Origin of the sequence: Aeromonas sp. R5-3, assembly GCF_040908225.1 — a bacterium.
GTDB classification, from domain to species: domain Bacteria; phylum Pseudomonadota; class Gammaproteobacteria; order Enterobacterales; family Aeromonadaceae; genus Aeromonas; species Aeromonas dhakensis.
This window is the reverse complement of sequence record NZ_JBFODH010000018.1, coordinates 267,871-280,744: the sequence shown is the minus strand read 5'-3', so window position 1 is coordinate 280,744 and position 12,874 is coordinate 267,871. Positions and strand designations below refer to the sequence as shown.

General features: G+C 61.9%; 8 protein-coding genes. 4 read left to right on the top strand and 4 right to left on the bottom strand.

Annotated features, from left to right (window positions below; all coding sequences use genetic code 11):
- Position 1: 1 nt before the first annotated feature.
- The 4 genes from leuA to dapB all read right to left on the bottom strand — a co-directional run bounded on the left by leuA (position 2) and on the right by dapB (position 8,030).
- Positions 2-1,660, bottom strand: a complete 1,659-nt coding sequence (gene leuA, locus AB5Y95_RS09620) for a 2-isopropylmalate synthase (protein WP_368160756.1) — start codon at positions 1,658-1,660, stop codon at positions 2-4.
- A gap of 481 nt (positions 1,661-2,141) precedes the next feature.
- Positions 2,142-5,378 carry a carbamoyl-phosphate synthase large subunit gene (gene carB, locus AB5Y95_RS09615; protein WP_213343938.1) on the bottom strand — a complete coding sequence of 1,079 codons (3,237 nt, stop codon included), beginning with the start codon at positions 5,376-5,378 and terminating at the stop codon, positions 2,142-2,144.
- 16 nt (positions 5,379-5,394) lie between these two features.
- Positions 5,395-6,531: a glutamine-hydrolyzing carbamoyl-phosphate synthase small subunit gene (gene carA / locus AB5Y95_RS09610; protein WP_017766693.1), complete on the bottom strand. Its 1,137-nt coding sequence runs from the start codon at positions 6,529-6,531 to the stop codon at positions 5,395-5,397.
- A 686-nt stretch (positions 6,532-7,217) separates the two neighbouring features.
- A complete protein-coding gene (gene dapB / locus AB5Y95_RS09605; RefSeq protein WP_011706537.1) occupies positions 7,218-8,030 on the bottom strand; it encodes a 4-hydroxy-tetrahydrodipicolinate reductase in 813 nt (270 codons plus the stop codon).
- Positions 8,031-8,340: 310 nt separating this feature from the next.
- On the opposite strand from dapB, the gene AB5Y95_RS09600 reads away from it, so the two are divergent.
- From AB5Y95_RS09600 to serA, 4 genes are all read left to right on the top strand, one after another.
- A complete protein-coding gene (locus tag AB5Y95_RS09600) occupies positions 8,341-9,675 on the top strand; it encodes a Na+/H+ antiporter NhaC family protein (RefSeq protein WP_005302609.1) in 1,335 nt (444 codons plus the stop codon).
- A 128-nt stretch (positions 9,676-9,803) separates the two neighbouring features.
- Positions 9,804-10,403: a 5-formyltetrahydrofolate cyclo-ligase gene (locus tag AB5Y95_RS09595; RefSeq protein ID WP_005302612.1), complete on the top strand. Its 600-nt coding sequence runs from the start codon at positions 9,804-9,806 to the stop codon at positions 10,401-10,403.
- Positions 10,404-10,587: 184 nt separating this feature from the next.
- On the top strand, positions 10,588-11,241 hold the full coding sequence (gene rpiA, locus AB5Y95_RS09590) for a ribose-5-phosphate isomerase RpiA (protein WP_017766696.1): 654 nt from the start codon (positions 10,588-10,590) through the stop codon (positions 11,239-11,241).
- Between the two features lie 359 nt (positions 11,242-11,600).
- Positions 11,601-12,833, top strand: coding sequence for a phosphoglycerate dehydrogenase (gene serA / locus AB5Y95_RS09585; RefSeq protein ID WP_005302616.1), 1,233 nt, complete (start codon positions 11,601-11,603; stop codon positions 12,831-12,833).
- The last annotated feature ends 41 nt before the right edge of the window (positions 12,834-12,874 follow it).

Below are 12,874 nucleotides of genomic sequence, written 5' to 3'. Positions count from 1 at the left end.
CTCAGGCGCTCTGGCGCAGCGCCTCTATCTGGGCGGCGCCATTGATCACCGCCTGCAGGGAGGCGCTGACCACGTCGCGGCCGATGGCTACCCCGCAGGTGCGGGTCCCATCGACGCTCAGCAGCACATAGGCCGCCGCGCGGGACTCGGTACCGGCGGTGAGGGCATGCTCGGAATAATCCAGCACGTCGATGTGCATCCCGGTCTGACGCTGCCAGCCGTTGACCAGGGCCGTGATGGCCCCCTCCCCTTCACCACTGAGCTGCAGCGAGCCGGTCGGGGTCTGCAGCTCCAGGCGCAAACTCTCCTGGCTGTCGCGACCAAGCTGGAAGCGACCGATGCGATAGCCGTGGGCAGGCTCGAGGTAGTGGCGCTCGAACAGGGAGCGGATCTGCTCCGGGCTGATTTCGCTGCTGCAAGCCTCGGCCTCGGCCTGAACCCGGCGGCTGAAGTCAATTTGCAGCCAGCGTGGCAGTTGCAGACCAAGGTCGCGCTCCAGCAGGTAGGTGACGCCCCCCTTGCCGGACTGACTGTTGATGCGGATCACCGCCTCGTAACTGCGACCGAGATCGGCCGGATCGATGGGCAGGTAAGCCACGTCCCAGTAGTGATCCGGCTTTTCTGCCGCGAGAGACTTGCGGATGGCATCCTGGTGACTGCCGGAAAACGCGGTGTAGACCAGCTCGCCGGCATAGGGGTGGCGCGGATGCAGGGCAATCTGGGTACAGGCCCCCACGGTGGCGACGATGGCATCCATGTCGGAGAGGTTGAGCTCGGGGTTGATCCCCTGGCTGTAGAGGTTCATGGCCATGGTGACGATGTCCATGTTGCCGGTACGTTCACCGTTGCCGAGCAGGGTGCCCTCGATGCGATCCGCCCCCGCCAGCACCGCCAGCTCGGCGGCGGCCACCCCGCAACCCCGATCGTTGTGGGTATGGATGGAGATACTCACCTCGGGGCGCGCCTTCAAATTGCGGCAGAACCACTCCACCTGATCCGCAAACACGTTGGGGGTGCTCACCTCCACCGTGGCGGGCAGGTTCAGGATCATGGGGCGGGCTGCGCTGCGCCACTCATCGATGACGGCGTCACACACCTCGACGGCAAACTCCACCTCGGTGCTGCTGAAGCTCTCCGGCGAGTACTGAAAGCTCCACTCGGTGCCCGGATTGCGGGCCGCATACTCCCGCACCCAGCGCGCCCCCTGCACGGCGATGGCCTTGACCCCGTCGCGACCTGTGTTGAACACATAGTTGCGCTGGGTCGGGTTGACCGAGTTGTAGACGTGCACGATGGCCCGCTTCGCCCCCTTGAGGGCCTCGAAGGTGCGGGCAATCAGATCTTCGCGCGCCTGCACCAGCACCTGGATGGTGACATCGTCCGGAATCAGGTTGCGGTCGATAAGTTCGCGTACGAAGTCGAAATCGGGCTGGGAGGCGGCAGGGAAGCCCACCTCGATGTGCTTGAAGCCGATGTGCACCATCAGCGCCCACATCTGCAGCTTCTGGGCCACCGTCATGGGCTCGACCAGCGCCTGGTTGCCGTCGCGCAGATCCACGGCGCACCAGAGCGGCGCCCGCTCCAGCACCCGGTTGGGCCACTGGCGATCCGCCAGATTGATGACGGGGGCACGGCGGTATTTGCGATGATCGAAGCTCATATTCTGATTCCCTTGGCTGATAGACGAACGGCTGACTGGCGGCTGACAGAGGGACGAAGAGAGGGAAGCGGGGCGGCGCGGTAACGCCGGCCCTGACGAGTCGCGAGGCGGTAACCCCACGCCCGGTATCCTGTGGCCCTTCCCGGTAAGAAGGGCCGGCCGCACAACCCGATAAGGCTGCGGGCCCGATCTGTTCGCCCCTGCATCGGCAGGCGCAGACGATCTGATCCGTTGACTCCTGTGACGAGAACCCAGTATAGAGAGGCGACGCAGGTGAGAGATTGCAAAGAGCGCTGTGAAATACATCTATTGCACAATCATTGTGATGTTTTATCTGATTATTGAGTGACTATCTCCCTCAGGTTCCCTGACCAGGCATTTTCCCCTCTGCCCCGCAGCCTTCGGCCAATAAAAAACCCCGCCATCGCTGGCGGGGTTTTATCGGGTCACGAAGGAGGCGTCCCTCCTTCATCACGCGCTCTTAGCGGCTCTTCAGCTGGCTCTCGACCTTCTGGTGCAGCTCCTGCACCGAGCTCACGTTGGCGGTAGCATCGACTGTGATGGCCATGCAGGTGGCGAACGCCGCGTGCAGCGTGGTGGTGTAAGCCACCTTGTGCTGCAGGGCGCCACGGCGCAGCTGCTTGGAGTCCTCGATGGCGCGGCGGCCCTCGGCGGTGTTCACGATGTAGGTGTACTCGCCATTCTTGATGCGGTCCAGAATGTGCGGACGGCCCTCGTGTACCTTGTTCACCAGGCGCGGGTTGATGCTCGCCTCACCCAGGGTCACCGCAGTGCCGTGAGTAGCGTCGAGGTCATAGCCCAGCTCCAGCAGCTTGGCGGCCAGGTTCACCACCCGCTCCTTGTCGCTGTGGCGCACGGAGAGCAGGGCGCGACCTTCGCGCGGCACCTGGTGACCGGCGCCCAGCTGCGCCTTGGCATACGCCTCGGCAAAGCTGCTGCCCACACCCATCACTTCACCGGTAGAGCGCATCTCCGGTCCCAGCAGCGGGTCGACACCCGGGAACTTGGCGAACGGCAGCACTACCTCTTTCACCGAGTAGTAGGGCGGGATGATCTCGCTGGTGAAGCCCTGTTCTTTCAGGCTCTGGCCGGCCATGACGCGGGCGGCGATCTTGGCCAGCGGGGCACCGGTGGCCTTGGAGACGAACGGCACGGTACGGGCGGCACGGGGGTTCACCTCGATGAGGTAGATCTCGTTGTCTTTCACCGCGAACTGCACGTTCATCAGGCCCACTACGCCAAGCTCCAGCGCCAGTTTGCGTACCTGCTCGCGCATCTCGTCCTGAATGGCCTTGGACAAGGTGTAGGGCGGCAGGGAGCAGGCGGAGTCACCGGAGTGGATACCGGCCTGTTCGATGTGCTCCATGATGCCGCCGATGACCACATCCACGCCGTCGCAGATGGCGTCCACGTCCACCTCGGTGGCGTCGTCCAAGAAGCGGTCCAGCAGCACCGGCGATTCGTTGGAGACGCTCACCGCCTCGGCGAAGTAGCGACGCAGGTCCTGCTCGTCATAGACGATCTCCATGGCGCGGCCACCCAGCACGTAGGAGGGACGAACCACCAGCGGGTAGGTGATGCGCTCGGCGGTCAGCACCGCCTGCTCCAGCGCGGTGACGGTGCCGTTCTCCGGCTGCTTGAGGCCGAGGCGCTCGACGGCGGACTGGAAGCGCTCGCGGTCTTCGGCGCGGTCGATGGCATCGGGGCTGGTACCGATGACCGGCACGCCATTGGCTTCCAATGCTCGCGCAAGCTTGAGCGGAGTCTGGCCGCCGTACTGGACGATGACGCCCTTGGGCTGCTCGACCCGCACGATCTCCAGCACGTCTTCCAGGGTGACCGGTTCGAAGTAGAGGCGGTCCGAGGTGTCGTAGTCGGTGGAGACGGTTTCCGGGTTGCAGTTGACCATGATGGTCTCGTAACCGTCTTCGCGCAGGGCCAGCGCCGCGTGTACGCAGCAGTAGTCAAACTCGATACCCTGGCCGATACGGTTCGGGCCGCCACCGATGACCATGATCTTGTCGCGGTTGGTGGGGTTGGCCTCGCACTCCTCGTCATAGCTGGAGTACATGTAGGCGGTGTTGGTGGCGAACTCGGCCGCGCAGGTATCGACCCGCTTGTAGACCGGGAAGATGTTGTGGCGGGCGCGCAATTTACGCACTTCACCTTCGGCCACGCCGAGGATCTTGGCCAGACGCGCATCGGCGAAGCCCTTGCGCTTAAGGCTGCGCAGGAAGTCGGCATCAAGGCCCGCCATGCCGCGCTCTTTCACCTGCTCTTCCAGCTTCACCAGCTCTTCAATCTGCACCAGGAACCAGGGGTCAATCTTGGTCAGGCGGAACACGCCGTCCATGGAGAGACCGGCGCGGAAGGCGTCAGCGATGTAGAAGATACGGTCGCTACCGGCATCCTGCAGCTCGTGGCGGATGCGGGTCAGGGCGTCAGGGGCGTTGAGATCCAGCATGGGGTCGAAGCCGGTCTTGCCGGTCTCGAGGCCACGCAGGGCCTTGTGCAGGGACTCCTGGAAGTTGCGGCCGATGGCCATCACTTCACCGACGGACTTCATCTGAGTGGTCAGACGGTCGTTGGCGCCGGCAAACTTCTCGAAGTTGAAGCGCGGCACCTTGGTGACCACGTAGTCGATGGCCGGCTCGAAAGAGGCCGGAGTGCGACCGCCGGTGATATCGTTCATCAGCTCGTCCAGGGTGTAACCGATGGCGAGCTTGGCGGCGATCTTGGCGATGGGGAAGCCGGTCGCCTTGGAGGCCAGTGCGGAGGAGCGGGAGACCCGCGGGTTCATCTCAATGATGACCATGCGGCCATCTTTGGGGTTGATGCCGAACTGGACGTTGGAACCGCCGGTCTCGACGCCGATCTCGCGCAGCACCGCCATGGAGGCGTTGCGCATGATCTGGTACTCCTTGTCGGTCAGCGTCTGGGCTGGCGCGACCGTGATGGAGTCACCGGTGTGGATGCCCATGGGGTCGAAGTTCTCGATGGCGCAGACGATGATGCAGTTGTCGTTGCGATCCCGCACCACTTCCATCTCGTACTCTTTCCAGCCGATCAGCGACTCGTCGATGAGCAGCTCCTTGGTCGGCGACAAGTCCAGGCCGCGCTCGCAGATCTCGACGAACTCTTCGGTGTTGTAGGCGATGCCGCCACCGGAGCCGCCCATGGTGAAGGAGGGACGGATGATGCAGGGGAAGCCCACTTCGGCCTGCACTTTCCAGGCTTCTTCCATGTTGTGGGCGATGCCGGCGCGCGGGCACTCCAGGCCAATGCTGCGCATCGCCTTGTCAAAGCGGGAGCGGTCTTCGGCCTTGTCGATGGCGTCGGCGGTGGCACCGATCATCTCGACACCGAATTCGGCCAGCACGCCGTGCTTCTCCAGATCCAGCGCGCAGTTCAGTGCGGTCTGGCCGCCCATGGTGGGCAGGATGGCGTCCGGGCGCTCTTTCTTGATGATCTCGCGCACCACTTCCCAGGTGATGGGCTCGATGTAGGTGGCGTCGGCCATCTCCGGGTCGGTCATGATGGTGGCCGGGTTGGAGTTCACCAGGATGACGCGGTAGCCCTCCTCGCGCAGGGCCTTGCACGCCTGGGCGCCGGAGTAGTCGAATTCGCAGGCCTGGCCGATGACGATGGGGCCGGCGCCGAGGATCAGGATGCTCTGAAGGTCGTTACGTTTTGGCATGGCTCTCTTTATCCTCTTAGGCGCGATACTGCTTAATCAATTCAATGAAGTGGTCGAACAGACCGGCACAGTCGTGCGGGCCCGGGCTCGCCTCAGGGTGACCCTGGAAGCTGAAGGCCGGACGGTCGGTGCGATGAATGCCTTGCAGGGACCCATCGAACAGGGAGACGTGGGTGGCGCGCAGGCACTCCGGCAGGCTGTTCTCGTCCACCGCGAAGCCGTGGTTCTGGGCGGTGATCATGACGGTGTTGTCGTCCAGGCTCTTCACCGGGTGGTTGGCACCGTGGTGGCCGAACTTCATCTTGACGGTCTTGGCACCGGAGGCGAGACCCAGCAGCTGGTGACCCAGGCAGATGCCAAACACCGGGGTGTTGGTATCAAGGAAGGTCTTGATGGCCTCGATGGCGTAGTCGCACGGCTCGGGGTCACCTGGGCCGTTGGAGAGGAAGATGCCATCCGGGTTCAGCGCCAGTACCTCGGCTGCCGGGGTCTTGGCCGGCACCACGGTCAGGCGGCAGCCGCGGTCCACCAGCATGCGCAGGATGTTGCGCTTGACGCCAAAGTCGTAGGCCACCACGTGGTATTTGAGCTGGTCGGCATCCGGGGTGACGTGCCCCTTGCCAAGCTGCCAGCTCCCTTCGGTCCAGTTGTACGCCTCGCCAACCGTGACCTCTTTGGCCAGGTCCATCCCCTTCAGGCCGGGGAAGGCGCGCGCCTGTTCGAGGGCATAGGCTTCATCAACTTGTTTCCCGGCCAGAATGCAGCCGGCCTGGGCGCCTTTCTCGCGCAGGATGCGGGTCAGTTTGCGGGTGTCGATGTCGGCGATGCCAACGATGTTGTGGGACTTGAGGTAATCGGAGAGGGATTGCTGATTGCGGAAATTGGAGGCAAGTATCGGAAGGTCCCGGATGATCAATCCCTGAGCGTGGATTTGACTGGACTCTTCATCTTCGCTGTTGGTGCCGGTGTTGCCTATATGGGGGTAAGTGAGGGTGACTATCTGACGGGAATAAGAGGGATCGGTGAGGATTTCCTGATAGCCCGTCATCGACGTATTGAAAACCACTTCACCAACGGAACATCCCTCGGCGCCTATCGACACGCCTTTGAACACAGTTCCATCTTCCAGCACTAGCAATGCAGTGTGATTCAAGACAACCTCCAGTTATTTAGCTTTAAATTCAGCAATTTACCTGGGTGTTGCGGGCTCGATTCCGGCCTTGGACAGGACTCTAACCCGGCAGATTTCTGGCAAATTGGGCGCATTCTACTTAAAAACGATCGCATTTCAACGTCTTTTCTCATTCGAAATGCATCTAAATTCAATAAACAAGCAACATTACCCATTATCTATGCACTTCATTGCTTTGCAACCCCCTCCCTGAAAAGAAAAGGCAAAAGTTGCTGCCAATCCAGACCAAGAGACCATCATTGATACAAAAACCAATTTTTAATCCTTAAAAAACAATGCAATGAAGTTTCATGTAAAAAATCTCAAAGCCTGCAATCAGCTTTTTCAGGGAGGATGAGTGGCCTTGAAAAATGGAAAACGTTTTTCTGCGTTTGAATTTTTAGTCTGTTTTGATGGATGTAAAAAAATGCCCTGGTAGGGGCTATTGAGGCCCATTTTCGTTACCAGTCGATGACATTCATGCAATGCAGGATCCGGTAAAACAGCAGAGAGGGGAGATTTATCTCGTTTCGTGCAAAAATCACCATGTAAGCGGCATTTATACAAAATCACCAATAAAAAACCCCGCATGAGCGGGGTCTTGAGCAGACGACGGGCCGGGCAGCCCTTCGTGCACACCACGGGGCCCCTGGTGTCAGCTGATGTGATTACTTGAGGCCGAGCACGTCCTGCATGTCATAGAGGCCGGCGCCCTGCCCCTTGAGCCACTTGCCGGCGCGCACCGCACCGTTGGCGAAGGTGAGGCGGCTGGAGGCCTTGTGGCTGATCTCCACCCGCTCGCCGATGTCGGCGAACATGACGGTGTGCTCCCCCACCAGATCGCCGGCGCGAATGGTGGCAAAGCCGATGGTGTTGCGATCCCGCTCGCCGGTGATCCCCTCGCGGCCGTAGACGGCGCACTCTTTCAAGTCACGTCCGAGCGTCTTGGCCACCACCTCGCCCATGGAGAGCGCAGTGCCGGACGGTGCATCCACCTTGTGTCTGTGGTGCCCCTCGATGATCTCGATGTCGGTGTAATCCCCCATCACCTTGGCGGCCTGCTCCAGCAGCTTGAACACCAGGTTGACGCCGACCGAGTAGTTGGAGGCGAAGACGATGCCGATCTCGCCAGCGGCGGCCTTGAGTGCCGCCTTGCCCGCGTCGTCAAAGCCGGTGGTGCCGATCACCATCTGCTTGTGGTGGGCCCGGGCGAAGGCCAGGTTGGCCAGGGTCACCTCGGGGCGGGTGAAATCGATGATGAGATCAAACTCGTCCCGCACCTTGTCCAGGCTGTCGCTGATGATGACGCCGAGCCGACCCAGCCCGTTGAGTTCGCCGGCATCCAGCCCGATCACGGCGGAGCCCGGTCGCTCCAGCGCCGCCCCGACCACCACGCCCTCGGCATGGCTGATCGCCTCCAGCAACACCTTGCCCATACGACCATTACAGCCCATCACGGCCACACGGATCGGATTGTCCATCTCCACCCTCTCATCTCTATTAAGGAAAGAGACCGTTTTACCAGCCTGCGTCCGCTTTGAAAAGCCCGCCGTGGCCATCGTTGGTCACCCGAAAAATCAACAACATATTTACTGAAATCCGAATATTTGACGGATTTAATCAATTCAACAAAATCACCAGACAAAAAGCAGCATCCATCTGGACGTCTATCTTGACCGGGCGGGCGCGACTCACTACTGTAGGCACCCCATAGCGGCAGGATGCCCGCCACGCTCACCCCACTGCGGGCTGGCTGAGACAGGGAGGTCATGTACAACCATCGAGGAACACATGATCCAGACTCAACCCAGCGCCAGAGCCCTGCTGCCTCTGCTGGTCTTTCTTGCTCTCTTTATCGGTACCGGCACCTGGCTGACCCTGCAGGGGGTCGAGTTCGCCTTCTATCAGCTGCCCGCCCCCGTCGCCGCCCTCCCCGCCGTCATGCTGGCGCTGGTGCTGGGCAAGGAGGGGTTCAACAAGAACCTCGAGACCTTCTTCAAGGGGGTCGGTGACAGCAACATCATGGCGATGTGCCTCATCTATCTGCTGGCAGGCGCCTTCGCCACCGTGGCCAAGGCCACCGGCGGGGTGGATGCCACGGTCGCCCTTGGTCTCTCCCTCATCCCCGGCTGGTTCCTGCTGCCTGGGCTGTTCCTCATCTCCGCCTTCATCGCCACCGCCATGGGCACCTCCATGGGCACCATAGGCGCCGTGGCACCGGTGGCGCTGGGCGTGGCCCAGGCCGCCGGCATCGATCCTGTGCTGATGGCGGGCACCATCCTCTCCGGCGCCATGTTTGGCGACAACCTCTCCATCATCTCCGACACCACCATTGCGGCCACCCGCAGCCAGGGCTGCGAGATGAAGGACAAGTTTCGCGAGAACTTCAAGATTGCCGCCCCGGCCGCCATCGGCGTGATCCTGCTCTATCTGACCCTGGGGTCGGTCGGGGATGCCCCCGCCACCGAGGCCCATATCGAGCTGCTCAAGGTGATGCCCTACCTGCTGATCCTGGTGCTGGCCCTCTCTGGCATGAACGTCTTCATGGTGCTGGGGCTCGGCATTGTGGCCGCTGGCGGGGTCGGTCTGCTGGGGGATTACCCCCTCGGCCAGTTCAGCAAGGACATCTATCAGGGCTTCACCGGCATGCAGGAGATCTTCCTGCTCTCCATGCTGATCGGCGGCCTCGGCGCCTTGATGGAACGCCAGGGAGGGCTGGCCTGGATCAGCACCCGCATCAGCGCCCTCATCGCCCGCTTCACCCGTCAGCACGACGGCGAGCAGAACGAGAAGGCGGCCGAGCTCGGCATCGCCGGGGTGGTGGGCCTCACCAACCTCTGCACCGCCAACAACACGGTGGCCATCATAGTCGCCAGCAAGGTGGCCAAGGATCTGGCGGATCACCACGGGGTCACCCCGCGCCGCGCCGCCTCCATGCTCGACATCTTCTCCTGCGTGGTGCAGGGGCTGATCCCCTGGGGCGCCCAGGCGCTGCTGCTGGGCTCCATCTTCGCCCTCTCGCCGCTGGCGGTGGTGAGCATGAGCTTCTACCCCATGGCGCTGGCGCTGGCCGCCCTGGTGGCGGTGTTCGTCAAGCACCAGATGCGCAAAGCCGCCCACGCCTGATAGTGCGGCCGCCGGGCCCCACCCGGCGGCCGAGCCGCGCTGTTCAACCCGGCGCAGCCTTGTTAAGGTGATCGCCTGCCAGTGCGATCCACGTATCGCCCCGTCGCCCGTTCATCAGAGGAGCCCCCATGCCGGATACCCAGCCTGAAAGACAATCCCTGCGCCAGCTCATCCGCCAGCGCAGAAAGAGCCTGACCCAGGCCGAACAGCAGCAGGCGGCCCAGCAGCTGGTTGCCCAGTTCAAGCAGCATCCCGAGATCCTGGCGGCCAAACGCATCGCCCTCTATCTGGCCAACGACGGCGAGCTCAACCCCCTGCCCGCCATCCACTGGCTGTGGGCCCAGCAAAAAGAGGTCTACCTGCCGGTGTTGCACCCCTTCACCCCGGGCCACCTGCTCTTCTTGCGCTACACCGCCACCAGCCCCATGACCCGCAACCGTTACGGCATCGCCGAGCCGGAGCTCGACATGCAGCAGGTGGTGCCCCACAGCACCCTCGATCTGATTTGTACCCCCCTGGTGGCGTTCGATGCGGCAGGCAACCGGCTCGGCATGGGCGGCGGCTACTACGATCGCACCCTCGCCTGCTGGCACGAGCACAGGCTCGGCCCCAAACCGCTGGGGATTGCCCACGACTGCCAGCAGGTGGACGCGGTGCCGCAGGAGGAGTGGGACGTGCCACTGCCCCAGATCATCACCCCCAGCCGCTGCTGGCACTTTCCCGACTGAGGCCGGAAGCGGCCTTGCCGCACTGATCCGCTCTTGCTGACACAGCCATGGTGCAATGACATGGCACAACAAACAGGCAAACGATTTACATCTTGCAGGTTTTTGGCCCGGAACGTGAGCTGGGTGGTCGCTCTGGGATGGCGGCTTGGATATAATGCGGCCGCTTTTTTCCAAAGGATCGATCATGACTCAAGATGAAATGAAGAAGGCGGCCGGTTGGGCTGCGCTCAAGTATGTGGTTCCCGGCACCATCGTCGGGGTAGGCACCGGCTCTACCGTCAACCACTTCATCGATGCACTGGCGACCATGAAGGACGAGATCAAGGGGGCGGTATCCAGCTCCGTGGCCTCCACCGAACGCCTCAAGGGCTTCGGCATCCCTGTGTATGACCTCAATGAGATCGACGCCCTCTCCGTCTACGTGGACGGTGCCGACGAGATCAACGGCACCCGCGACATGATCAAGGGCGGCGGCGCGGCCCTGACCCGCGAGAAGATCGTCGCCGCCGTGGCCGACAAGTTCATCTGCATCATCGACAACACCAAGACGGTCGACGTGCTCGGCACCTTCCCGCTGCCGGTGGAAGTGATCCCCATGGCCCGCGAATACGTGGCCCGCGAGATCAAGAAGCTCGGCGGCAACCCGGTCTGGCGTGAAGGGGTGGTCACCGACAACGGCAACCACATCCTGGATGTGAAAGGCATGGCCATCACCGATGCCAAGGGGCTGGAAGTGCAGCTCAACGCTATCGTTGGCACCGTCACCAACGGTCTGTTTGCCCACCGCGGGGCAGACGTGGTGGTGATTGGTACTCCCGACGGGGTCATCACCCAATAAGGTTGTCTGCCAAAACGCAGCTCAACGGCATCATGGTAGGCACCGTCACCAACGGCCTGTTCGCCCACCGCGGGCTGACGTGGTGGTGATTGGCACCCCGGACGGCGTGATCATCAGCTGACCTTCGATGGACAGGATCAGGTCACCCATGATCCATTCGCAATGAAAGACGGCGCCCCATGGCGCCGTTTTTATTTGTTGCTCAATGAGTTGCAAACCCTCGTTTACAACTATCGTTGAAAACTTCAAAGAATTTGACTTTCGTCACAAATATTCCCTCTCCCCAACGTTTTTGCTACTTTACGGTTTTCTTCACACACCATATCTGCACTCACTTTTGCAAACATAGAGGGATCGTCATGACCGCCAAGTTTTCACTGGACAAGGATAAAATCAAGGTGCTGCTGCTGGAGGGGGTTCACCCCAACACAGTGGAAACCTTTCGTGCCGCAGGTTACACCAGTGTGGAGTATCTGAAGACCTCTCTCTCCGAAGAAGAGCTGATCGAGCGTATTCGTGACGTGCATTTCGTAGGGCTGCGCTCGCGCACCCAGATCACCGAGAAGGTACTGGATGCCGCCAACAAGCTGGTGGCCATCGGCTGCTTCTGCATCGGCACCAACCAGGTATCCCTGGATGCCGCCCACCTGCGCGGCATCCCGGTGTTCAACGCCCCCTTCTCCAACACCCGCTCGGTGGCCGAACTGGTGCTGGGGGAGATCCTGCTGCTGCTGCGCGGCATCCCGGAGAAGAACGCCAAGTGCCATCGCGGTGTGTGGGAAAAGCTGGCCAACCGTTCGGTGGAAGCCCGCGGCAAGAAGCTCGGCATCATCGGCTACGGCCACATCGGCACCCAGCTTGGCATCATCGCCGAGAGCATCGGCATGAAGGTCTACTACTACGACATCGAGAACAAGCTCTCCTTGGGCAACGCCATCCAGGTGCCGAGCATGGTCGAGCTGCTCAACATGTCCGACGTCATCAGCCTGCACGTGCCTGAGACCGCCTCCACCAAGGATCTGATTGGTGCCGAGCAGTTGCGCATGATGAAACCGGGCGCCATCTTCATCAACGCCTCCCGCGGTACAGTGGTGGACATCGACGCCCTGGCTGACGTCATCAAGAGCGGCCACCTCGCCGGCGCCGCCATCGACGTCTTCCCGGTCGAGCCCAAGTCCAACGACGAGGAGTTCCTCACCCCGCTGCGCGGCCTGGACAACGTGATCCTGACCCCGCACATCGGCGGCTCCACCCAGGAGGCCCAGGAGAACATCGGCCTGGAAGTGGCCAACAAGCTGGTCAAATATTCCGACAACGGCTCCACCCTCTCCGCCGTCAACTTCCCTGAAGTCTCCCTGCCGGGTCACAAGGGCTCCAGCCGCCTGCTGCACATTCACCGCAACCAGCCCGGCGTGATGAACCAGATCAACCAGATCTTCGCCGACGAGGGGATCAACATCGCCGGCCAATACCTGCAGACCAGCAGCCATATCGGCTACGTGGTGATCGACGTGGAGACCGAACACAGCGAGAAGGCGCTGGCCAAGCTCAAGGAGATCGGCGGCACCATCCGTGCCCGTATCCTGCACTGATCAGCCTCACAGCCGTCCAGCAAAAAGCCCGTCGCAACGAC